23 protein-coding genes, 5 tRNA genes and 2 pseudogenes are annotated in these 20,859 nt (G+C 60.4%); 22 read left to right on the forward strand and 8 right to left on the reverse strand.

The annotated features are described in order from the left end of the window. From tnpC to LPW29_RS01565, 5 genes are all read right to left on the reverse strand, one after another. Positions 1-1,285 (reverse strand): IS66 family transposase (tnpC, locus tag LPW29_RS01545; RefSeq protein WP_238626536.1); only part of this gene is annotated, 1,285 nt, incomplete at its 3' end. 45 nt (positions 1,286-1,330) lie between these two features. Further along, complete coding sequence (gene tnpB, locus LPW29_RS01550; RefSeq protein ID WP_238626537.1) at positions 1,331-1,699, reverse strand: IS66 family insertion sequence element accessory protein TnpB; 369 nt, start codon at positions 1,697-1,699, stop codon at positions 1,331-1,333. After that, positions 1,699-2,007, reverse strand: a complete 309-nt coding sequence (tnpA, locus tag LPW29_RS01555; RefSeq protein ID WP_238626538.1) for an IS66 family insertion sequence element accessory protein TnpA — start codon at positions 2,005-2,007, stop codon at positions 1,699-1,701. Before tnpA ends, tnpB begins: the two co-directional genes overlap by 1 nt. A gap of 146 nt (positions 2,008-2,153) precedes the next feature. Beyond that, positions 2,154-2,408, reverse strand: coding sequence for a Txe/YoeB family addiction module toxin (locus LPW29_RS01560; RefSeq protein WP_008938367.1), 255 nt, complete (start codon positions 2,406-2,408; stop codon positions 2,154-2,156). After that, positions 2,405-2,656, reverse strand: coding sequence for a type II toxin-antitoxin system Phd/YefM family antitoxin (locus LPW29_RS01565; protein WP_012137510.1), 252 nt, complete (start codon positions 2,654-2,656; stop codon positions 2,405-2,407). The genes LPW29_RS01560 and LPW29_RS01565 overlap by 4 nt, the downstream gene beginning before the upstream one ends. 169 nt (positions 2,657-2,825) lie before the next feature. Here LPW29_RS01565 and LPW29_RS01570 point away from each other — a divergent pair, with 169 nt between their 5' ends. The 5 genes and pseudogenes from LPW29_RS01570 to LPW29_RS01590 form a co-directional block, all read left to right on the forward strand. Then, a complete protein-coding gene (locus tag LPW29_RS01570; protein ID WP_238626539.1) occupies positions 2,826-3,092 on the forward strand; it encodes a DUF4160 domain-containing protein in 267 nt (88 codons plus the stop codon). A gap of 10 nt (positions 3,093-3,102) precedes the next feature. Continuing rightward, a complete protein-coding gene (locus LPW29_RS01575) occupies positions 3,103-3,369 on the forward strand; it encodes a DUF2442 domain-containing protein (protein WP_238626540.1) in 267 nt (88 codons plus the stop codon). 66 nt (positions 3,370-3,435) lie between these two features. After that, on the forward strand, positions 3,436-3,708 hold the full coding sequence (locus tag LPW29_RS01580) for a DUF4258 domain-containing protein (RefSeq protein ID WP_238626541.1): 273 nt from the start codon (positions 3,436-3,438) through the stop codon (positions 3,706-3,708). A gap of 1 nt (position 3,709) precedes the next feature. After that, the gene (locus tag LPW29_RS01585) at positions 3,710-4,012 is read left to right on the forward strand and encodes a CopG family antitoxin (RefSeq protein WP_238626542.1); all 303 of its coding nucleotides are present in this window, start codon (positions 3,710-3,712) and stop codon (positions 4,010-4,012) included. Positions 4,013-4,117: 105 nt separating this feature from the next. Beyond that, positions 4,118-4,171: pseudogene (locus LPW29_RS01590) on the forward strand (hypothetical protein); the annotation flags it as partial. 44 nt (positions 4,172-4,215) lie between these two features. Here LPW29_RS01590 and LPW29_RS01595 read toward each other — a convergent pair. The 3 genes and pseudogenes from LPW29_RS01595 to LPW29_RS01605 all read right to left on the reverse strand — a co-directional run. Continuing rightward, positions 4,216-4,305: pseudogene (locus LPW29_RS01595) on the reverse strand (type II toxin-antitoxin system Phd/YefM family antitoxin); the annotation flags it as partial. A 137-nt stretch (positions 4,306-4,442) separates the two neighbouring features. Further along, positions 4,443-5,012, reverse strand: a complete 570-nt coding sequence (locus LPW29_RS01600) for an isochorismatase family protein (protein ID WP_238626543.1) — start codon at positions 5,010-5,012, stop codon at positions 4,443-4,445. A gap of 43 nt (positions 5,013-5,055) precedes the next feature. Further along, positions 5,056-6,438 (reverse strand): nicotinate phosphoribosyltransferase, encoded by a 1,383-nt coding sequence (locus tag LPW29_RS01605; RefSeq protein ID WP_238626544.1) that lies wholly within the window; start codon positions 6,436-6,438, stop codon positions 5,056-5,058. A gap of 462 nt (positions 6,439-6,900) precedes the next feature. Here LPW29_RS01605 and hypF point away from each other — a divergent pair, with 462 nt between their 5' ends. From hypF to clpX, 17 genes are all read left to right on the forward strand, one after another. Then, positions 6,901-9,258: a carbamoyltransferase HypF gene (gene hypF, locus LPW29_RS01610; protein WP_238626545.1), complete on the forward strand. Its 2,358-nt coding sequence runs from the start codon at positions 6,901-6,903 to the stop codon at positions 9,256-9,258. After that, on the forward strand, positions 9,230-9,478 hold the full coding sequence (locus LPW29_RS01615; protein WP_238626546.1) for a HypC/HybG/HupF family hydrogenase formation chaperone: 249 nt from the start codon (positions 9,230-9,232) through the stop codon (positions 9,476-9,478). Before hypF ends, LPW29_RS01615 begins: the two co-directional genes overlap by 29 nt. Beyond that, positions 9,475-10,605: a hydrogenase formation protein HypD gene (hypD, locus tag LPW29_RS01620; RefSeq protein ID WP_238626547.1), complete on the forward strand. Its 1,131-nt coding sequence runs from the start codon at positions 9,475-9,477 to the stop codon at positions 10,603-10,605. The genes LPW29_RS01615 and hypD overlap by 4 nt, the downstream gene beginning before the upstream one ends. 6 nt (positions 10,606-10,611) lie before the next feature. Continuing rightward, positions 10,612-11,637 carry a hydrogenase expression/formation protein HypE gene (gene hypE, locus LPW29_RS01625; protein WP_238626548.1) on the forward strand — a complete coding sequence of 342 codons (1,026 nt, stop codon included), beginning with the start codon at positions 10,612-10,614 and terminating at the stop codon, positions 11,635-11,637. A 309-nt stretch (positions 11,638-11,946) separates the two neighbouring features. Next, complete coding sequence (locus LPW29_RS01630; protein ID WP_238626549.1) at positions 11,947-13,641, forward strand: acetolactate synthase 3 large subunit; 1,695 nt, start codon at positions 11,947-11,949, stop codon at positions 13,639-13,641. 2 nt (positions 13,642-13,643) lie between these two features. Beyond that, positions 13,644-14,138 (forward strand): acetolactate synthase small subunit, encoded by a 495-nt coding sequence (ilvN, locus tag LPW29_RS01635; protein WP_090249324.1) that lies wholly within the window; start codon positions 13,644-13,646, stop codon positions 14,136-14,138. 47 nt (positions 14,139-14,185) lie between these two features. Continuing rightward, a complete protein-coding gene (gene ilvC, locus LPW29_RS01640) occupies positions 14,186-15,202 on the forward strand; it encodes a ketol-acid reductoisomerase (protein WP_090249327.1) in 1,017 nt (338 codons plus the stop codon). 48 nt (positions 15,203-15,250) lie between these two features. Then, on the forward strand, positions 15,251-15,880 hold the full coding sequence (locus LPW29_RS01645) for a phosphatidylserine decarboxylase (RefSeq protein WP_143050387.1): 630 nt from the start codon (positions 15,251-15,253) through the stop codon (positions 15,878-15,880). Continuing rightward, positions 15,877-16,632 (forward strand): CDP-diacylglycerol--serine O-phosphatidyltransferase, encoded by a 756-nt coding sequence (pssA, locus tag LPW29_RS01650; RefSeq protein WP_090249333.1) that lies wholly within the window; start codon positions 15,877-15,879, stop codon positions 16,630-16,632. Before LPW29_RS01645 ends, pssA begins: the two co-directional genes overlap by 4 nt. Before the next feature lie 88 nt (positions 16,633-16,720). Beyond that, positions 16,721-16,797, forward strand: a tRNA-Pro gene (locus tag LPW29_RS01655). Between the two features lie 27 nt (positions 16,798-16,824). Continuing rightward, positions 16,825-16,901 (forward strand) — tRNA-Arg (locus tag LPW29_RS01660). Between the two features lie 36 nt (positions 16,902-16,937). Beyond that, positions 16,938-17,013: transfer RNA gene (locus LPW29_RS01665), tRNA-His, on the forward strand. A 59-nt stretch (positions 17,014-17,072) separates the two neighbouring features. Then, a tRNA-Lys gene (locus LPW29_RS01670) sits at positions 17,073-17,148 on the forward strand. A gap of 131 nt (positions 17,149-17,279) precedes the next feature. Then, positions 17,280-17,364: transfer RNA gene (locus LPW29_RS01675), tRNA-Leu, on the forward strand. A 113-nt stretch (positions 17,365-17,477) separates the two neighbouring features. Next, a complete protein-coding gene (tig, locus tag LPW29_RS01680) occupies positions 17,478-18,788 on the forward strand; it encodes a trigger factor (RefSeq protein WP_238626550.1) in 1,311 nt (436 codons plus the stop codon). Then, positions 18,788-19,435, forward strand: coding sequence for an ATP-dependent Clp endopeptidase proteolytic subunit ClpP (clpP, locus tag LPW29_RS01685; protein WP_090249339.1), 648 nt, complete (start codon positions 18,788-18,790; stop codon positions 19,433-19,435). Before tig ends, clpP begins: the two co-directional genes overlap by 1 nt. Before the next feature lie 114 nt (positions 19,436-19,549). Then, a complete protein-coding gene (gene clpX, locus LPW29_RS01690) occupies positions 19,550-20,824 on the forward strand; it encodes an ATP-dependent Clp protease ATP-binding subunit ClpX (RefSeq protein WP_090249341.1) in 1,275 nt (424 codons plus the stop codon). Positions 20,825-20,859: the final 35 nt, after the last annotated feature.

Genomic DNA, 20,859 nt, shown 5'->3' on the forward strand with positions numbered 1-20,859 from the left:
GGGTGTAGTCCATGGCGGTGCGGGTGAGCGAGCCCTTCATGACCTTACCCACGTTGGCCTCCAGCCAGGCTTTGAACGCCTGGAGCACTGGCAGGCTCTTTTCCTGACGAACCTGGTAGCGCTCGGCATCCGTCAGATCCTGGGCGGCCTTCTCGATCCGGTACAGTTTCCGGATATAGCTCAGGGCCACGTCGGCTTTTGAGGGCTGGCGCTTTTTGTCCATGCCTGGCGCGGCTCGCGATGCTTCCACGAACTTGCGGCGGGCGTGATCCCAACAGCCGATCCGGGTCAGCTGGTTGAGCGCACACACCTGCCCGTAGCCGGAATAGCCATCGGCCTGCAGGATGCCCTTGAAGTCATCCAGTAATCGGACCGGTACCGTGCCCCCGCGGGAAGGGTCATACTCGAACAGGACCGAGGGTCGATCCGGTGGGCCACCCCGGGTGACCCACATCCATTTGTCGGATTGGGCGCTCTTGCCGTCTTCCTTGAGCACCTGGATGCGGGTTTCATCGGCCTGGAGGTAATCACCGCTGTTTTGCTCTTCCCGCATCAGGTTGATCAGCGGCTTGAACACGTCCCCCAGCTGGATGATCCAGTGGGCCATGCTCGTGCGGCTGACTTCATGCCCCAGGCGCTTGAACATCTGCTCCTGCCAGTACAGTGGCAGGCCGTCGGCATACTTGGAGGTGATGAGATAAGCCAGCAGGGAGGGGGTGGCGATGCACTTGCCCAGCGGATGAACCGGACGGGATGCGGCGACGAGACGTTCTTCACCGTCCTGCTCGAAGACGGCCTTTTCCTGCCAGTACTCCAGCACCTTCAGTTGGGCGGGAATAAAGTGCAGTTCCTCTTTCACCTTGGTGAAGAAGGTCTTGGTGGCGCCGGCCTTCTCTTCATCACTGAGGGTCAGCTCAATGCGCTCGCGCAGCAGCTCGTCGGAAAAGCTGCGCTGGCGACGCTTGCGGGGGGCGCGTGGTGCGTCGTCTTCTTCAGTATCGTCGTCGGGGAGCTGGTCACGCAGCGCATCGATCTCGGCTTCCAGCTCGGCCTCATTAAACAGACTGATCTGGCCGGTCTGCTTCTCACTGCTGGCCCCGAACTGCTGGATCTTCTTGAGGCGCAGCAGTTCCTCAAGGACCGCGATGCGGACATCGCGTTGCCTGATGGCTTCCTCTTGGGAGGCCAATTGCTGTTGGAGATCGCTGATAACCGCCATCATTTCAGCGGTGCGCAGACCGCTGAAATCAGGGCTTGAAGAGGTGTTATCAGGCGCTGTTTTCATGGCGAAATTATAGCAAAAACAACGGCCTGACGCACGGAAAAAGTGCTATCCAACGCTCTCGTAATGCAGCGTTTTATGCCCCCGCAACAGGCTGATGTCGTACCCATCCAGCAGCCAATTGATCTGCTCGCCGCTCAACATCATCAGCTCATCGGACGGACCCGGCCACTTGAATCGCTCCTCGGCCAGGGCCTTGTAATACAGCACGAAACCGTTGTCCTCCCACATCAAACACTTGATCTTGTTCCGCCGCCGGTTCGTGAAGGCATAGAGGGCACCCGAGAACGGGCTGTGCCCCAACTCCTGCTCCACCAGCAGTGCCAGGCCGTTGGCCTGCTTGCGAAAGTCGATCGGCGTCCGATACAGGTAGATCTCCGGCAGGTCATACGATGGGCGCAGGTACCGCTTGCGCATCACAGCTGCCTCAGAATCGCACCCAGCAGATCCACGTTACCGGCATGCAGGCCGGTGATCGACACACCGCCGGGCAAGGAGACCGTCAGGCCGTCCGCAGCTTCCAACCCGGTGACTGAAGCCACCCGGGCAAATCCGGAGGGCGCCACCCCATCCAGCTCAGCGGAACCACCGGCCAGCTTCTTGCGCCAATAGACAAACCGGCCATAGGCCAGCGACTCCTGCTTGCAGTAGGCCATCCCGGACAATCCGGACGACCGCCACTGCGTGATATGCTCCTGCCAAAGTTCAGCTCGTTCGCGGGCCATACTGATTCCTCTTGATGCTGTGGGGGATCAGTGTGGTCAATCTCAGGTCGGCAGGGTAGGTGCTGATTCTCGGGCGCTTACCATGCACCGGATGCCAAAACCTCCGCTTCGCTCTGGTTTTGTCACCGGTGATGGCGGGCGTTAAATCAGTAGTGATACCGGAGCTGGGCGATAAGCAAAGCGTCATCCGTGACTTTGTAAACTATTCGGTGTTCTTCGTTGATCCGGCGGGACCAGTACCCGGCGAGGCTGTGTTTTAGGGGCTCTGGTTTGCCAACACCTTCGAACGGTTCTCGCTTGGTCTCTTTGATCAGCTTGTTGATTCGGTTAAGAATCTTTTTGTCGGTTTTCTGCCAGTACAGATAGTCTTCCCAGGCGTTCTCGGAGAAGATGAGTTTCATTCAAGAAGTTCCTTTTCTTGACCACCGCCTTGCTCCAGCTCGGCAACGGATTCCAGCAAACGCCGTGCGTTTTTTGGTGCGCGCAGAAGGTATGCAGTTTCTTGCAGCGCCTCGTAGTCCTCGAGGGAGATCATTACCACTGACTGCGACTTGCTCCGGGTGATGATCACAGGGGAATGGTCTTCACAGACCTGCTCCATGGTTTTTGCTAGATTGGTTCTAGCGGCTGTGTAGCTAATGGCATCCATAGGGTTGCTCCTGTACAGGATATTGATCATGGTCAGGATACCGTACGCCAAAGGGTTTAACAATCGGCTGCACAGCGACCGATTTTCCGCCGCTTCGCGGCTCCAAACCGGCGCGTGATCGGGGTGTTGTGCTTGAAGGGCCGACACTGTAACCGAGGGGAGATCCAAAGTGCCAACAATATCGATGTTCTACGGGATTATTGTGCGAATGTACTTCGCGCCGAAGGAGCATCGGCCGCCACACTTTCATGTCTACTACGGCGAATACAAGGCGATAGTGGATATCCGTACGTGCGAGATTATCGAAGGCAATCTTCCAAAGAAACAAACGCAACTTGCCTTGGCATGGGCGGAGCTTCGCCAAGACGAGTTGATGGCCGATTGGGAGTTGGTCATGAATGGTGAGGAACCATTCAAGATTCAGCCACTTCAGTAAGGTGAACAAAATGCATCCATCAGTCACAAACGTTACTCCTTCTGACGACTATACGCTGCAAGTCGATTTTGACAATGGCGAGCGCGGGATACTAGATATGAAGCCGTATCTCGACTTCGGTGTTTTTCAGCGGCTGAAGGACCGAAATGCTTTTGAGCGTGTCCGGGTATCTTTTGATACGGTTGAGTGGGACTCTGGAATAGATCTTGATCCGGAGTTTGTTTACGAAAAATGCAGGCGAAATGGGGCACAACAAGGCGCTCCAGCCGACGCATGAAGCCGTGCGGCTGAGCGCTGGCGTTAGCAAGACGCCATTAGGCACACAGTCTGCTAGACTAGCCGTATGAAGCAAATAAACTGGAATGCCGAAAAGAACCAGCAGCTGATGAGCGAACGCGGAGTCTCCTTCGAAGATGTTCTGTTTGCTCTCCAGTCTGGTGGTTTGCTTGATGATGGACCTCATTCCAACAGGGAGAAGTATCCAAACCAGCGTATATTCGTGGTTCGGATAGATGATTATGCCTGGCTGGTGCCGTACGTTGAAAATGATAGGGAGTTCTTTCTCAAGACGATTGTTCCCAGTCGCAAGGCCACCAAGAAATTTTTAGGAGGGTAACATGGCGAAAACCAAATTGGATCCTGAAGAGCAAGAATTGCTTGAGGCATACGAATCCGGAAAGTTTGAGTCGGACTTGGATGCTGGTCGTCGCGAGTACCTAGCCAAGATGGCCGAAGAAACATTCAAGAAAGACAAAAGGATCAATATACGTATCTCTAGCCGGGATCTGGAGGCACTTCAGCGTCGGGCTCTGGAGGAAGGGCTTCCTTATCAGTCTCTCGTGTCCAGTGTCCTGCATAAGTATGTCTCTGGTGGTCTGAAGGACATTGCTGCTAGCAAGTCAGGCCAGCGGACACGCTAACGCGCGCCGCGCTTCCTTCGGTGTTGTGCTTGGAGGGCGAACACTGTAACCGTGGGGGGATCCAAAGTGCCAACAATGTCGATTTTCTACGGGATTATTGTGTGAATGTATTTCGCGCCGAAGGAGCATCCGCCGCCACACTTCCATGTCTACTATGGCGAATACAAGGCCACGGTGGATATCCGTACATGCGAGGTTATCGAAGTGATGATCACGGGAGAATGGTCCTCACAGACCTGCTCCATGGTTTTTGCGAGATTGGCTCTGGCGGCTGTGTGGCTGATGGCATCCATCGGGCTGCTCCTGTACAGGATCTTGTATCGGTGCAGAATGCTGCACAGTGAGTGCCTTGGCAATCGACGGCATGAGAATGCGTAACCAGCCACCCGCCACTTGGCATGTCGGTCTTCCTCGGGTTCCAGAAGCGTTATCACTCGATGATCTTCACCCCCGCGTCCCGCATCTTCGCCATGGCCTCTTCGCCCCCTTGCGCCGTGACGGGGCGGGTGGCCTCCTGGATGAGGAACACCTGGAAGCCTGTCTGTCGAGCGTCCAGGGCGGTGGCGGCCACGCAGACATCCTGGGCCAGGCCACCCAGCCACAGGCGCTGGATGCATCGGTGCCGCAGTTCCTCGGCCAGGCCGGTCTGATCGAAGGCCGAGTTCTGATCCTGATCAAAGCGCACCCCCTTGGTGACCTTGATGGTGTCGGCGGGGAGTTCCAGGTCCGGGTGGAAGGCAGCGCCCCGTGTGTCCTGCACGCAATGGGGTGGCCAGGGGCCGCCGCGTTCCTCAAAGCTCAAATGTCCGGTGGGGTGCCAGTCCCGGGAGGCGAAGATCGGCAGTTCAAGGAATCGGGCATGGGCGATCCATCGATTGAGCACCGGCACCACCGCGTCCGCGTCATTCAGGGCCAGCTGTCCGCCCGCGCAAAAATCATTCTGCACATCGACGATGATCAGGGCGTCGCCGACGCGGGGGGTGGCATGGGGGTCGGTCATGGTGGGCATACCTCCGGGGCGCGGGGCTCGAAAGGGCCGGGGATCAGCGGCCCTGGCTGACCCGGCGGGTCACCTCGGCCTGATGCTGCTGCAGGGCCGGGCTGGTGTGGACCGTGTAAGGGATGTCCGGGGGCATCAGGCCCTGGATGGATGCGGGCAGGAGACTCACCTGATGTCGGGCGTGCTCGCGGATGGCATTCAGGTCCCGCATGTGGTCCGCCAGGCGTTGGCCGTCGCGCATCACCGGCTGGAGCAGGGGGGTGCCGGGCAGGTCTTCGTGGGCGCGGCCGATGGTGTCGGCGCTGAATTCACCGCCGTGCTGCTCCCGAAAGACCTGTTTGCGTCCGGGCAGGATGGGCTTGCCGCTGGAGAGCTTGAGGCGACCCTGTCCCGCGTATTCGGCCAGCTTGTAGGCGATGTCCAGGTCCGGGGCATCCCGGGACACGCCTAGGCTGGTGCCCACGCCGAAGCCGTCGATGGGGGCGCCGTCGGCAATCAGTCCGGCGATGGCATGTTCGTCCAGGCTGCCGCTGGCAAAGATTTCCACGGCGTTCAGCCCGGCCGCGTCCAGACGGGCGCGGCTCGCCCGGGCCAGTTTGCCCAGATCGCCGGAGTCCAATCGCACCGCGCGTATCCGGAAGGCATCGCCGCGTTGCCGAGCCAGTTCGATCACGCGGTCGATGCCGGTCAGAGTGTCGTAGGTGTCCACCAGCAGGACGGTGTCGGGATAGAGGCGGGAGAAGGCCTCGAACGCCTGGGCCTCGCTGTCGTGGGCCTGGATGTAGCTGTGGGCCATGGTGCCCCTGACCGGCACGCCGTACAGGCGTCCGGCCAGGCAATTGGAGGTGCCGGCAATGCCCGCCACATGAAAGGCCCGGGCCCCCTTGAGCGAGGCCTCCACGCCGTGGGTGCGGCGGGCGCCGAAGTCGATCACGGGGCGTCCGTCGGCGGCATGCACCATGCGCACGGCCTTGGAGGCCAGCACGGTCTGCAGGTGGATCTGGTTCATCACCAGGGTTTCCACCAGTTGTGCCTGCGGCAGCGGTGCCTGGATTTCCAGGATGGGCTCGTTGGCAAAGACGGGGGTGCCCTCGGCCACGGCGAACACGTCCCCGGTGAAGCGAAAATCCGCCAGCCACTGGAGGAATCGGTCCTTGAAGGGGCCCAGGGAGGCCAGGTAGTCCAGGTCCGCCGGCTCGAACGACAGGTTTTCCAGCTGTCCCAGCACCGTATCCAGGCCGCAGGCCAGCAGGGTGTTGCGCCCAGCGGGCAGGCGTCGCACGAAGAGGGAAAAAACCGCCTCATCCTCCAGGCCTTCCTCCCGATAGGCCTGCAGCATGGTGAGTTCATAGAGGTCGGTCAGCAGGCCCAGGGCGCCGCCGTAGGCCAGTTGCGCACTGTCGGGGTTTTCACGTATGCCGTTCATGAGCGGGCCCTCGACGGGATCGGCTTTACCCTGAAGCTAGATGACCGGCCAAGGTTTGTCACGGGCTGCCCCGTGTCTGGCCGACGGTAGTGAAATTCCCACCGGATCATATTATGACCGAGCCTTTTCCCCTCGCTTCCGTGCGGCGCGCTCATGACGCGCCCGGGAGCGACCCTGAGGCCAGGGCCGCAGAGCGCGCGGCAGGAGACCCGGGCCGCGGATTGACCGGTGCCGAGATATTTGTCCGATACCTTGGCATAGGGCGGTTTCCACTGCGGCTGAAACATTGAAGCTGAGCATGGAATCGGGCTATGTTCAGCCTGAACCGACCAAGGCGTCGTCCAGGCATTTCACACCTTCACTGCCGCCTGCTGCAACGGGGTGATGGCTATGGCGATACCTTTCAACCCAAACCCATGCAGGAGGACGCGAGCAGGGCAGGGACGGGGTTTCTCGCGCAAAATGATGAAAACCCTGCAAATCAGGGTCAGCGGACGGGTTCAGGGCGTGGGCTTTCGTCCCTTTGTGTATCGTCTGGCCCGGGATTTGAACCTGGCGGGACAGGTGAGCAATACCCGGGGCGGGGTGAGTATCCATTTGCAAGGGGCGCTGCCTGCACTTGAGGATTTCAAACACCGCTTGCTGATGCAGGCACCGATCCAAGCCCGGATATCTGCCTGCCAGGAGGAGTGGTTGGATACGTCTGCCTATCAGGCCTTTACGATTGCGCCCAGCCTCAATAGCCAAGAGACCCTGAGCTTGCAGGTGCCTTTGGATACCCGCCCGTGCCCGGCTTGTCTGGAGGAGATGTTTAACCCCCGGGATCGTCGCTGGCGCTATGCCTTTATTAATTGCACCCAGTGTGGTCCACGCTACACCCTGATGCGGCAAAGGCCCTATGACCGCCCGCATACCAGCATGCAGGCCTTTGAGCAGTGTCCCGCCTGCCTGGATGAATACCAGAACCCGGCCGACCGGCGCTTCCACGCCCAGCCCAATGCGTGTGCCCAGTGTGGCCCCCGTCTCTGGTGTTCGACAGCCGATGGCGAACCCCTTTCGGGGGACCCCCTGGAACGGGCCGTTGCTGGCCTGCAAGCCGGGAAGATCCTGGCGATTCGGGGCATGGGGGGCTTTCACTTGATGTGTGCCGCCGATGATCCGGCGGCCATCGCGCAGCTGCGTCATAGAAAATGTCGGCCACACAAGCCTCTGGCGATCATGGCCCTGAATGGGGCGTCGCTGGAACCCTGGGTGCAGTTGAGTCGTGAGGACCGGGCGCTGCTGGAGTCTGCGGCGGCGCCCCTGCTGATTGTGCCCTATAAGGAGGGAGCGGCAAGCCAGTTGATGGTGGAAGCCCTGGCACCAGGGTTAAAGGATTTGGGGGTGCTTCTGCCTTCCACCCCCTTGCACTGGCTACTGTTCCATACTCTGTTGGGTCAGCCGAAAGGCAGTGGTTGGTTGCAACACCCCTTATCCATCGCCTGGGTGGCCACCAGTGCCAACCGGAGTGGCCAGCCCTTGATCACGGACAATCACCAGGCACTGGAACAACTGGCCGATATTGCCGACCTTTGGTTGTTGCACGACCGGGAGATGATCACCGGTTGCGATGACAGCGTGTTTCAAGCCAGTCGTTCACCCCGGGCCCTGGTGAGACCAGGCCGGGGACTGGCCCCTGTGCACCTGACGCTGTCTGAGGCGTCGCCGGTGCGGGTATTGGCCCTGGGGGCTTACCTGAAAACCAGTGTCTGCCTGCTGGGTGAAGACCAGGCATGCCTCTCCCAATACGTAGGGGATCTGGATCAGGCCACGACCTGTCGACGCCTGCGGGCAACGGCTGAACACCTCTGCCAACTGCTGGATTTTCAGCCGGAGGTGATCTGCAGTGACCTGCACCCGGATGTTTACTCTTCGCGCCTGGCTGAGGAACTGGCAAGGCAATGGCAGCTGCCGTGGCTGCAGGTCCAGCATCATCATGCCCATGTGGCCGCCGTGATGGCGGAGTTCGGATTACAGGAGAGGGTGCTGGGCCTGGTCCTGGATGGTCAGGGCCTGGGAGAAGAGGGTCAGGCCCGCGGGGGTGAGCTTCTGGAGGTCAATCCCCTGGGATTCATCCGTCTGGGGGAACTGGCTCCGCTGTTATTACCCGGTGGCGATCAGGCCGCCAGGGAACCCTGGCGTCTGGCGGCCGGGGTGTTGCACCAGCTAGGGCTCAAGGCCTCTGCGGCCTTTGATCCTGGTGATCAGCCGGGTCATGCCCTGTTGCAAAAACTCCTGGCAAGGCCGCATCTATGCAGGCCCACCACGAGCGCAGGGCGACTTTTTGATGCTGCGGCCGGCCTTCTGGGGGTGTGCAGCCACCAAAGCCATGAAGCCCAGGCCGCCATGCAACTGGAAGCCCTGGTGAGGGGCCTGCCAACGCTTGCCGAAAGACTCTGGACCCTGAAGGATGGGCAACTGAGTTTCTGGCCCTTGCTGTCGGCGGTGTCCACCTTGACCGATCCGCGGGAGGGAGCAGAAGTCTTCCATGCCGGTTTGGTCGGGGGGCTGGAAGCATGGCTGGAGAGGGCCAGTGAAGACACGGGCCTCAGGAAGGTGGTGCTGTCCGGGGGCTGTTTCTTGAATGGCGTGTTGCGCCAGGCATTGTTGGCCCGCCTGCAAGCCAGGGGGCTGGAGGTGTATTTTCCGCAACGGGTTTCGGTGAATGATACCGGGCTGGCCCTGGGCCAGGCCTGGGTTGCATCCATGGCAAGGAAGGCCGATGAGTCACAGTTCTTGGAGAGGTTGTCCTATGTGCCTGGCCGTACCGGTCCGAATTGATGCGTTGGTGGATGACCAGACCGCCACGGCGAATCTGGGTGGGATCAGGAAGAACATCAACATTGCCCTGGTTGATGATCTTCAGGTGGGTGACTACGTGATCCTGCATGTGGGGGTGGCCTTGAAAAAGCTGGACCAGGAGGAGGCGGACAAGACCCTGGCGCTGTTTGGTGAGCTGGAGGCCTTGGCGCACGCCCAGGGCCACGAGAGCACACCATGAAGTATATCGATGAATTTCGCGATGGAGACAAGGCCGAACACATCGCCCGGCTGATCCATCAGCAGGTCAGGGGAGGCCGAAGCTACCGCTTGATGGAGTTTTGTGGTGGCCATACCCATGCGATTTTTCGTGATGGCCTGGTGGATCTCTTGCCCCGGGAAATCGAACTGATTCATGGGCCGGGCTGCCCGGTGTGTGTGTTGCCCATGGCCCGCCTGGATATGGCCATCGAACTGGCCCAAAACCCGCAGGTGATCCTCTGCACCTATGGCGATATGTTGAGGGTGCCTGCTTCGGGTGGAACCTCTCTACTGAAGGTCAAGGCCGAAGGGGGCGATGTGCGCATGGTCTATTCCCCACTGGATGTCCTGGCCCTTGCCCGCGACAATCCTGAGCGTCAGGTGGTGTTTTTTGCCATCGGGTTTGAGACCACCACCCCACCGACCGCCCTGGTCCTGCGCCAGGCCGATCAGCTGGGGTTCACCAACCTCTCCATCTTTTGCAACCATGTGCTCACTCTGGCGGCCATGCACGCCATCTTGAGCGATGATGGCCCCCGGCACCTGGATGGCTTTATCGGCCCGGCGCATGTCAGCACGGTGATTGGCAGCCAGGCCTATCAGGTCTTCCCCGAGCAGTACAAGAAACCGGTGGTGATAGCCGGCTTTGAGCCGCTGGATGTCCTTCAGGCCATCCTGTTGCTGGTCAGGCAGCTCAATGCGGGACGGGCGGAGGTGGAAAACGAATTCACCCGTGCGGTCACCCCCCAAGGCAACCTCAAGGCCAGACAGCTGATGGAAGAGGTGTTCACCCTGAGAGACAGCTTTGAGTGGCGTGGCCTGGGCAGTCTGCCCCGAAGTGCCCTTCGTGTGCGACCTGAACTGGCGCATCTGGATGCTGAAGAGCGTTTTACCTTCAGCGCTGGGCAGTCCAGGGAAAACAAGGCCTGTGAGTGTCCTGCAATCCTGCGTGGCCTGAAAAGGCCCAGCGAATGCCCACTGTTTGGTAATCCCTGTAGTCCGGAAAACCCCCTGGGGTCCTGTATGGTTTCCTCCGAGGGTGCCTGTGCTGCCTACTACAGCTATGGACGTAATCGTACGCAAGAGCAACGTTTGGCAAGGGGTTGATCGGGCATGGCAACACTGGATATCAAGAAGGGCCGTGTCGAGATGATCCATGGCAGTGGCGGCAGGGCCAGTCAGGATCTGCTGGAGCAGCTTTTTCTGCCGCTGTTGGATAACCCCTGGCTCAATCAAAGAAATGACCAGGCGGTATTTGATCTGCCCCCCGGCAGGGTGGTGATGGCAACGGATGGGCATGTGGTGTCCCCGCTGTTTTTCCCTGGCGGGGACATCGGCAGTCTGGCAGTGCATGGCACGCTCAATGATCTGGCCATGGCCGGTGCCCGTCCCTGTTATCTGTCGGCGGGTTTTATCCTGGAAGAAGGCTTTCCCCTGGCCGATCTCCAAAAGCTGGTGGCCTCCATGGCGGAAGCCGCCAGGAAGGCGGGCACCCCCATCGTCACCGGAGACACCAAGGTGGTGGAGAAGGGCAAGGGGGATGGTGTCTTCATCACCACCAGCGGTGTCGGTGTGGTTCCTGAGGGGTGCAGGTTGTCTGGTGATCAGGCTCGGCCAGGGGATGCCATCCTGGTCTCCGGGAGCATCGGGGATCATGGGGTGACGCTGCTGTCCCTGCGTGAGAGCCTGGGTTTTGAAACCGAAATCTGCTCCGACTCCCAGGCCTTGCACCGCCTGGTGGCGGTCATGCTGGAGGTGTCCCCCGGCCTGCGAGGGCTACGTGATCCCACCCGGGGCGGGCTGGCCACCTGTCTGAATGAACTGGCTCAGCAATCCGGCGTGGGGATGCAGATCGATGAAAGGCAGTTGCCTGTTCGGGAAACCGTCAGGGCCGCCTGCGAGTTTCTGGGTCTGGATCCTCTCTACAGTGCCAATGAAGGCAAGCTGGTGGCCATCTGCCCGGCTAAAGAGGCCACCGCCTTGTTGCAGGCGATGCGCGGTCATCCTCAGGGTGAAGAGGCAGCGATCATCGGGCAGGTCACCCGGGATCCGCAAAACCTGGTACAGATGCAAACCCGTTTGGGTGGACAAAGGATCATCGACTGGTTGCAGGGGGATCAACTGCCCAGGATTTGTTAGGTTGACGGTTGCGCTGGGTCCAGAGGCATGCAGCATGGTGAGTTCGTAAGGCCAGTTGCTCACTGTCGGGCGTTTTGCATATGCCGTTCATGGGTGGGGCCCTCGACGGGACCGGCCTTGCCCTGAAGCTGGATGACCGGCCGAGGTTTGTCACGGGCTGGCCAGCGTCTGGTCGATGGTAGTGAAATTCACCCCGGATCATATTATGATCGAACCTTTTCCCCATCGTTTCCGTGCGGCGCGGCCATCACGCGCCCGGGGGCGATCCCAAGACCAGGCCCGCACAGTGCACAGCAGGAGACCAAGACCGTGGAATTGACCGGCGCCGAGATATTTGTCCGATGTCTGCAAGAAGAAAATGTCGACACGTTGTTCGGTTATCCCGGCGGTTCGGTACTGCATATCTACGATGCCCTGTACCGCCAGGATAAGGTGGAGCACATCCTGGTGCGCCACGAACAGGCCGCCGTGCATGCTGCCGAGGGCTATGCCAAGTCCACCGGGCGGCCCGGTGTGGTGCTGGTCACCTCCGGTCCCGGAGCCACCAATGCCGTTACCGGTATCGCCGATGCTTACATGGACTCCGTGCCTCTGGTGGTCTTCAGCGGCCAGGTGCCCACCAGTCTGATCGGTAACGATGCCTTCCAGGAGGTGGACACCGTGGGCATCACCCGGCCCTGCGTGAAGCACAACTTCCTGGTCAAGGACGTGAAGGATCTGGCCACCACCATCAAGAAGGCCTTCTATGTGGCCACCACCGGGCGCCCGGGGCCGGTGGTGGTGGACATCCCCAAGGACATCACCGCCGACAAGTGCGAGTTTCATTATCCGCGCTCCATCAAGATGCGCTCGTACAACCCCACGGTGAAGGGTCACCCGGGGCAGATCCGTCGTGCCGTGGATCTGATGCTCTCCGCCCACCAGCCGGTGATCTACAGTGGCGGTGGCGTGATCCTGAGCAATGCCTCCAAGTCCCTGACTGAACTCACCCGGTTGCTGGGCTACCCCATCACCAATACGCTGATGGGCCTGGGCGCTTACCCCTCGTCGGACAAGCAGTTCATGGGCATGCTGGGGATGCACGGCACCTACGAAGCCAATATGGCCATGCATCACGCGGATGTGCTGATTGCCATCGGCGCCCGCTTCGATGACCGGGTGACAGGCAATATCGAGAAGTTCTGCCCCAATGCTCGCATCGTCCACGTGGACGTGGACCCGGCCTCCATCTCCAAGAATGTGAAGGTGGATGTGCCCATCGTGGGTCAGGTGGACAGCGTGCTCAAGGCCATGATCAAGGAGATCAAGGCCGGAGAGCGCCGCCCCGATCCCGAACCCCTGGAAAACTGGTGGAAGCAGATCGACGAATGGCGCTCCATGGACTGCCTGAAATACGATCGCGACAGCGAGTTGATCAAGCCCCAGTACGTGCTGGAGACCCTGCATCGTCTCACCAAGGGGGATGCCTTCGTCACCTCCGATGTGGGCCAGCACCAGATGTGGGCGGCGCAGTTCTATGGTTTCGACAAGCCCAATCGCTGGATCAACTCTGGGGGGCTGGGCACCATGGGCTTCGGCCTGCCGGCAGCCATCGGCACCCAGCTGGCCCATCGGGACGAGACCGTGGTCTGCGTGACCGGCGAGGCCAGCATCCAGATGTGCATCCAGGAGTTGTCCACGGCCCTGCAGTATCATCTGCCCATCAAGGTGGTGGCCCTGAACAACCGCTACATGGGCATGGTGCGCCAGTGGCAGGAGTTCTTCTATCAGGGGCGTTATGCCATGTCCTACATGGATGCCCTGCCGGACTTCGTGCAGCTGGCCGAGGCCTACGGGCATGTGGGCATGCGCATTGAGTCGCCGGGCGACGTGGAAGGGGCGCTCAAGGAGGCCCTGGACATGAAGGATCGTCTGGTCTTCATGGACTTCATCACTGACCAGAGTGAGAACGTCTATCCCATGATCCCGGCCGGTGCGGGCCAGAACGAAATGATCCTCCTGTAATCATGCGACATATTATCTCGATACTGATGGAAAACGAGTCCGGCGCCCTCTCCCGGGTGGCCGGCCTGTTCTCGGCTCGCGGCTACAATATTGAATCGCTGACCGTGGCGCCCACTGAGGATCCCACCCTGTCCCGGCTCACCCTGGTGACCCGGGGGTCGGACCAGGTGATCGAGCAGATCACCAAGCAGCTCAACAAGCTGGTGGACGTGGTCAAGCTGCTGGATCTGACCGAGCATCGCCACATCGAGCGCGAGATGATGCTCATCAAGCTCAAGGTGCAGGATGCCGACCAGCGGGCCGAGGTCATGCGTATGGCCGAGATCTTCCGCGGCCACATCATCGATGTGAGCGCCGCCACCTACGTGGTGGAGCTTACCGGCGACAGCGAAAAACTGGACGCCTTCGTGGAATCCATGGGCCACTTCGAGGTGATCGAGGTGGTGCGCTCCGGCGTCATGGGCATTGCCCGTGGCGACGTGGCCCTGAAACTCTGATTACTCTTTCCCTTCAACCCAACGTTCATTTTCCGGGGATTTACCAAATGCAGGTCTATTACGACAAAGACGCCGATCTTTCCATCATCCAGGGGATGAAGGTGGCCATCATCGGTTATGGCTCCCAGGGTCATGCCCATGCCAACAACCTGAAGGATTCCGGCGTCGACGTGACCGTGGGCTTGCGCCCGGGTTCGTCCTCCGCCAAGAAGGCCGAGGACGCTGGCCTGAATGTGAAGAACATCGAAGTGGCCGTGAAGGGTGCCGACCTGGTGATGGTGCTGGCCCCGGATGAGCATCAGGCCGACCTGTATGCTCAGCAGATCGAGCCCAACCTGAAGGAGGGCGGTGCCCTGGCCTTCGCCCATGGGTTCAATGTGCATTTCGAACAGATCCAGCCCCGCGCGGATCTGGACGTGCTGATGATCGCCCCCAAGGGCCCTGGTCACCTGGTGCGCTCCACCTACACTCAGGGTGGCGGCGTGCCCAGCCTGATCGCCGTCTACCAGGATGCCTCTGGTCGGGGTCGCGATATCGCCCTGTCCTATGCCTCCGCCAATGGCGGTGGTCGTGCCGGCATCATCGAGACCACCTTCAAGGACGAGACCGAGACCGACCTGTTCGGCGAGCAGGCCGTGCTGTGTGGCGGCGCCTCCGCCCTGGTGCAGGCCGGTTTTGAAACCCTGGTCGAGGCGGGTTACCCGCCGGAGATGGCCTACTTCGAGTGCTTGCACGAACTCAAGCTGATCGTTGACCTGATGTACGAAGGTGGCGTGGCCGACATGCGCTACTCCATTTCCAACACCGCCGAGTACGGTGACATCACCCGTGGCCCGCGCGTGGTGAACGAGCAGACCAAGGATGAGATGCGCAAGATCCTGCGTGAGATCCAGACAGGCGAGTTCGCGCGTGAGTTCATCCTGGAAAACAAGGCCGGTGCGCCGCGCCTCAAGGCCAGCCGTCGTCTGGCCCGCGAGCATGATCTGGAAGTGGTGGGCAGTCGCCTGCGGGACATGATGCCCTGGATCAAGGACAACAAGATCGTCGATAAGTCCAAGAACTAAAGCCGCAATGCCCCGGGTGCGCCACGCGTGCCCGGGGCCGGGATCATCATGTTACCCATCGCTCCGGAAGGACGCCTCTATCTTGCGCTGCTGGCCGTGTTGGTGGCCGTGGCGCATTTGTTTCTGGGCGTCTGGGCCCTGCCCACGTGGCTGTTGTTGCTGGGTGGTTTCTTCATTTTTCGGAATTGGGGGCGGGAGACACCTTCCCGCCCGCTGGCCGTTGTCAGCCCATTGGATGCTCGGGTGATGGCCGTGGACGAATGCCACGACCCCTTCCTGGAGCGTCCGGCGCTGTGTGTCACCCTGCGCCAGAGTTGGCGAGGGGAGTTCAATATGTACAGCCCGGTGGAGTGCCGGGTGCAGCAATTCTTCCGGCGCAAGACGGATACCGCCGTGGATGCGAGCGGGTATCTGGCCGTCTGGCTGAAGACTGACGAGGCGGAAGATGTGGTGGTGGCCATGCAGTGCCGCTCCTGGCCGCATGTGTTCCACTGCATGGCCGGCGCCGGTGACCGTCTGGGCCAGAGCCGTCGTTGCGGTTTTCTGGGGTTCGCCCGATGGGCGCAGGTCTATCTGCCGCCAACGGCCCGTGCCGAAGTAAGACCCGGGCAGCGTATCAGCGCGGCCACTGATGTGATCGCCACACTGGTACACAAGAAGCAGGATGCCGACGCGTGAATAACGGTCATCAAATACGCTCTCCGCGGGGGCGGCGTGGCATCTATCTGCTCCCCAATCTATTCACCACGGGGGCGCTGTTTGCCGGTTTCTACGGCATCATCGCCGCCTTTGAAGGTCAGTTCACTGCTGCAGCGGTGGCAATTTTTGTGGCCATGGTCCTGGATGGCCTGGACGGGCGCGTGGCCCGCATGACCCAGACCCAGACGGCCTTCGGGGCAGAATATGATTCCCTGGCGGATATGGCCTCCTTTGGCTTGGCGCCGGCCATCATCGTCTATCTATGGGCGCTGTCGGGGCTGGGGCAGTTGGGCTGGGTGGTCGCCTTTTTCTATGCCGCCGCCACCGCCCTGCGTCTGGCCAGGTTTAACGTCAAGGCGGGCAGCTCTGACAAGCGTTTTTTCCAGGGTCTGCCCAGTCCTTCAGCAGCAGCTGTCCTGATGGGGATGGTCTGGGTGTGGAACGAGTTGGGCTTTGCGGGCGAGGATCTGGTTCTGCTGGCGCTACTGATGACCGTGTTTGCGGGGGCTGCCATGGTGAGCAACCTTACTTACTTCAGTTTCAAGGACATGGATTTTCGCCATCGCGTGCCGTTCTTCGTGGTGCTGGGAATGCTGTTTGCCGTGATGTTGACCGCCCTGGATCCCGCCAAGGTATTGTGGACCGGGTTCCTGTTGTATGCCTTGTCCGGGCCAGGGCTGGTGTTATTGCGCTGGCGGCGCAAGCGCCAGCTGCGCGCCGGAGGGAATTGACCCGTTCCGCGCATTGACGCGGTGTAAATATGGGTTTAATATCCACGGCTTCCGCGTCGCCTTGGCTGGTAGCGAGGCTCGGGAAATCCGGGGTATAGCGCAGTCTGGTAGCGCGCCTGCTTTGGGAGCAGGATGTCGGGGGTTCGAATCCCTCTACCCCGACCAGAAAGACCCGGAGAATGCGTGGACTCCGCGCCCGTAGCTCAACTGGATAGAGCATCGGCCTTCTAAGCCGAGGGTTGCAGGTTCGAGTCCTGCCGGGCGCGCCATTTGCCGGGTGACCGGTGGCAGTGTTGAAAATGATGGTGGCCGTAGCTCAGATGGTAGAGTCCCGGATTGTGATTCCGGTTGTCGCGGGTTCGAGCCCCGTCGGCCACCCCATCTCCTGGCAGGGTATCTGACGACCCTGGCAGCAACCCGGAAACGGGAGCCAGTCAGACGGGCCGTTAGCTCAATTGGTAGAGCAGTGGACTCTTAATCCATTGGTTGAAGGTTCAAGTCCTTCACGGCCCACCATTTTGCGTGTCACGAAAAGGCCCGGCGCATGCCGGGCCTTTTCGTATCCGCGGCACGGACGGCGCAATGGGTTATAGTGCGTGTGGCGTGCTTGTATAATCCCGGGTTTGCACGGTTGGTAATGGATGCATGCGAAAGTGGCGGAACTGGTAGACGCGCTGGATTTAGGTTCCAGTGGGGAAACCCGTGAGAGTTCGAGTCTCTCCTTTCGCACCAATTTCACGCGTTTGGCAAGTGTAGCCCTGCAGTGGCCCCAAGGTGCCCTAAGGGATGCCGAATTTGCCACGACTCAAGATTCGAAAATTTAGAGGCGAAGAGGTTTTCATTCCATGCAAGTATCAGTGGAGTCCCTGAGCAACCTGGAGCGGCGGATGACGGTGCAGGTGCCTGCCGAGCGCATTCAGGAAGAGGTGGATCGTCGCCTCAAGTCGCTGGTCAAGCGCGTGCGCATCGATGGTTTCCGTCCCGGCAAGGTGCCCCTCAAGGTCGTGCAGAAGCGCTACGGCGAAGGTGTCTACCAGGAAGTGCTGGGCGAGGTGTTGCAGTCTTCCTACCAGGAGGCCCTGGCTCAGGAAAGCATCATCCCTGCCGGAACCCCCGATATCGAGCCCCAGTCCATGGAGGCCGGTCAGCCTCTTGAGTACGTGGCAACCTTCGAGGTCTTCCCCGAGGTGCAGCCCGCCGACATGTCCGGTGCCCAGGTCAAGCGTCCCCAGGTGGAGATTGGCGAGGCCGACGTGGACAAGGTGATCGAATCCCTGCGCAAGCAGCGCCGCGACTGGGTGGATGTGGAACGCCCCGCCGCCGAGGGCGATCAGGTGGTCGTGGACTTCAAGGGCACCCTGGACGGTGAGGCCTTTGAGGGAGGGCAGGCCGAGGATGTGCCGATTGAACTGGGCCAGGGTCGGATGATCAAAGACTTTGAAGACCAGTTGCCCGGCGTGACCCCCGGTGAAGAAAAGACCATTGAGGTGAACTTCCCCGAGGATTACCCCGCCGAACATCTGGCGGGCCGTAAGGCCGAGTTCGCGCTCACCGTGAAAAAGGTCCAGGAAGCGTCCCTGCCGGAGCTGAACGAAGAGTTCGCCAAGGCGTTCGGTGTGGAAGAGGGCGGCATGGAAAAGCTGCGCGAGGAAGTAAAGAACAACATGACGCGCGAGATGGAACAGGCGGTCAAGGCCCGGGTCAAGGATCAGGTCATGGATGCCCTGCTGGAGCGCAATTCCGTGGATCTGCCGGCGGCGATCGTGCAGGAGGAAATCAATCGACTGCGTGAACAGACACAGTCTCGCTACGGCATGAACCAGGAGGGTGGCCCGCAGCTGCCCGACGAGCAGTTCAAGGCCGATGCAGAACGGCGCGTGGGTCTGGGGCTGGTGATCCGCGAGATTGTCCGTCAGCATGAGATCAAGGTGGATCAGGACAAGGTCACTGCCGAGCTGGAGGCCATGGCCGCCGGTTATGAAGATCCGCAGCAAGTGATCAGCTACTATCGTGGTAACAAGCAGGCCATGAGCGGATTGGAAGCCATGGTGCTTGAGCAGCAGGTGGTCGAATGGGTGCTGTCCCAGTGCGAGGTCAGCGATGAGCCCATGAGTTTCGACGCCCTCATGAATCCTTCCCAGGAGAATCAGGCCTGATGCGTGATAACGGTTTGACAAGTGGTGGGGCCCAGGACACCCAGGCTCTGAACCTCGTGCCCATGGTGGTCGAACAGACCGCCCGGGGCGAACGCGCTTACGATATCTATTCCCGCCTGCTCAAGGAGCGGGTGATCTTCGCCGTGGGTCCGGTGGAAGACTACATGGCCAATGTCATTGTGGCCCAGATGCTGTTTCTGGAGTCGGAGAATCCCGACAAGGACATCAGCCTCTACATCAACTCGCCCGGCGGCGTGGTTACGGCAGGCCTGGCGATTTACGACACCATGCAGTTCATCAAGCCCGATGTGAGCACCCTGTGCATCGGTCAGGCCGCCAGCATGGGGGCCGTGCTCTTGGCGGGTGGTGCCAAGGGCAAGCGGTATTGTCTGCCCCATTCACGGGTGATGATTCACCAGCCTCTGGGGGGGTTCCAGGGTCAGGCAACGGATATCGACATCCACGCCCGGGAAATCCTGAAAGTACGGGACCAGCTCAATGGCATCCTGGCCCATCACACGGGGCAGTCCATCGAGCGTATCGCCGAGGATACCGAGCGCGACCGTTTCCTGAGCGGCCCCGAGAGCCAGGATTACGGTATCGTGGATAAGGTGCTCGACGTCCGCACGCCGCCCGTCAAGTCCTGATAGCCGGGTGCCAGGGCACGCTCCCTGGCACCCATTAACCCTGCCCGTGGGCGGCTTGCATCTTGCTGTTAAAAGGGGCAAGGTGTAACCGAATGGTACGAATTGAGGTCGGCGATGAGCGACAACAAAGGCAAGGATTCGGACAGCGGGAAGCTGCTTTACTGCTCCTTTTGCGGCAAAAGCCAGCATGAGGTGCGTAAGCTGATCGCGGGTCCGTCCGTGTTCATCTGCGACGAGTGCGTGGAACTGTGCAACGACATCATCCGTGAGGAGATGCAGGAGCAGGCGGCCGCATCCGGCAGCAAACTGCCCACACCCCACGAGATCAATCAGATCCTCGACGAATACGTGATTGGCCAGGAGCGGGCGAAAAAAATCCTCTCCGTGGCCGTCTATAATCATTACAAGCGCCTGGAAGCCAAGAGCGGCAAGGACGACGTGGAACTGGCCAAGAGCAACATCCTGCTCGTCGGTCCCACCGGCTCGGGCAAGACACTGCTGGCCGAAACCCTGGCCCGCCTGTTGAATGTTCCCTTCACCATCGCCGATGCCACCACTCTCACCGAGGCGGGATATGTGGGCGAGGATGTGGAGAACATCATTCAGAAACTGCTGCAAAAGTGCGATTACGATGTGGAAAAGGCCCAGACGGGCATTGTCTACATTGACGAGATCGACAAGATCTCCCGCAAGTCCGACAACCCCTCCATTACCCGGGACGTTTCCGGCGAGGGAGTGCAGCAGGCCCTTTTGAAACTGATTGAGGGCACCGTGGCGTCCGTGCCGCCGCAGGGGGGGCGCAAGCACCCCCAGCAGGAATTCCTGCAGGTGGACACGCGGAACATCCTGTTCATCGTGGGGGGCGCATTCTCCGGTCTGGAAAAGGTGATCCGGGACCGCACCGAGAAGGGGGGGATCGGCTTCTCCGCCGAGGTGAAGGCCAAGGACGAGTCCCAGTCCAGCTCTCAGGTGCTGTTTGGTGTGGAGCCGGAGGATCTGGTCAAGTTTGGTCTGATCCCCGAGTTTGTGGGACGTCTGCCCTTGGTGGCCACGCTGGAGGAACTGGATTCCGACGCGCTGATTCGTATCCTCACCGAGCCCAAGAATGCCCTGACCAAGCAGTATCGCAAGTTGTTCGAGATGGAAGGGGTGGAAATCGAATTCCGCGAGGATGCCCTGCGGGCCGTAGCCAAAAAGGCCATGGAGCGCAAGACGGGTGCCCGCGGTCTGCGCACCATTCTGGAACAGGTGCTTCTGGACAGCATGTATGAGATCCCCTCCACGGAGAACGTCTCCAAGGTGGTGATCGATGATGCGGTGATCATGGGGGATGCCAAGCCCTACCTGATCTACGAGAACTCCGATTACCAGAAGGCCGCGTCGGACTGATCGCTGCCTTTGGCGGCGTGTGGGGACAGATAACC

This window comes from Ectothiorhodospira sp. 9100 (genome assembly GCF_022227565.1).
In the GTDB taxonomy this organism is placed as follows: Bacteria; Pseudomonadota; Gammaproteobacteria; order Ectothiorhodospirales; family Ectothiorhodospiraceae; genus Ectothiorhodospira; species Ectothiorhodospira marina.

Excerpts from the sequence above, each read along its gene's own strand:
- hypE (WP_238626548.1), top strand. The coding sequence starts at position 10,612 with ATGGCAACACTGGATATCAAGAAGGGCCGTGTCGAGATGATCCATGGC.
- LPW29_RS01575 (WP_238626540.1), top strand. The coding sequence starts at position 3,103 with ATGCATCCATCAGTCACAAACGTTACTCCTTCTGACGACTATACGCTG.
- LPW29_RS01645 (WP_143050387.1), top strand. The coding sequence starts at position 15,251 with ATGTTACCCATCGCTCCGGAAGGACGCCTCTATCTTGCGCTGCTGGCC.
- tnpB (WP_238626537.1), bottom strand. The coding sequence starts at position 1,699 with ATGCGCAAGCGGTACCTGCGCCCATCGTATGACCTGCCGGAGATCTAC.
- LPW29_RS01605 (WP_238626544.1), bottom strand. The coding sequence starts at position 6,438 with ATGAACGGCATACGTGAAAACCCCGACAGTGCGCAACTGGCCTACGGC.
- clpX (WP_090249341.1), top strand. The coding sequence starts at position 19,550 with ATGAGCGACAACAAAGGCAAGGATTCGGACAGCGGGAAGCTGCTTTAC.
- ilvC (WP_090249327.1), top strand. The coding sequence starts at position 14,186 with ATGCAGGTCTATTACGACAAAGACGCCGATCTTTCCATCATCCAGGGG.
- hypF (WP_238626545.1), top strand. The coding sequence starts at position 6,901 with ATGATGAAAACCCTGCAAATCAGGGTCAGCGGACGGGTTCAGGGCGTG.
- LPW29_RS01585 (WP_238626542.1), top strand. The coding sequence starts at position 3,710 with ATGGCGAAAACCAAATTGGATCCTGAAGAGCAAGAATTGCTTGAGGCA.
- LPW29_RS01560 (WP_008938367.1), bottom strand. The coding sequence starts at position 2,408 with ATGAAACTCATCTTCTCCGAGAACGCCTGGGAAGACTATCTGTACTGG.
- LPW29_RS01580 (WP_238626541.1), top strand. The coding sequence starts at position 3,436 with ATGAAGCAAATAAACTGGAATGCCGAAAAGAACCAGCAGCTGATGAGC.
- ilvN (WP_090249324.1), top strand. The coding sequence starts at position 13,644 with ATGCGACATATTATCTCGATACTGATGGAAAACGAGTCCGGCGCCCTC.
- tig (WP_238626550.1), top strand. The coding sequence starts at position 17,478 with ATGCAAGTATCAGTGGAGTCCCTGAGCAACCTGGAGCGGCGGATGACG.
- LPW29_RS01615 (WP_238626546.1), top strand. The coding sequence starts at position 9,230 with ATGTGCCTGGCCGTACCGGTCCGAATTGATGCGTTGGTGGATGACCAG.
- LPW29_RS01565 (WP_012137510.1), bottom strand. The coding sequence starts at position 2,656 with ATGGATGCCATTAGCTACACAGCCGCTAGAACCAATCTAGCAAAAACC.
- tnpA (WP_238626538.1), bottom strand. The coding sequence starts at position 2,007 with ATGGCCCGCGAACGAGCTGAACTTTGGCAGGAGCATATCACGCAGTGG.
- hypD (WP_238626547.1), top strand. The coding sequence starts at position 9,475 with ATGAAGTATATCGATGAATTTCGCGATGGAGACAAGGCCGAACACATC.
- LPW29_RS01600 (WP_238626543.1), bottom strand. The coding sequence starts at position 5,012 with ATGACCGACCCCCATGCCACCCCCCGCGTCGGCGACGCCCTGATCATC.
- clpP (WP_090249339.1), top strand. The coding sequence starts at position 18,788 with ATGCGTGATAACGGTTTGACAAGTGGTGGGGCCCAGGACACCCAGGCT.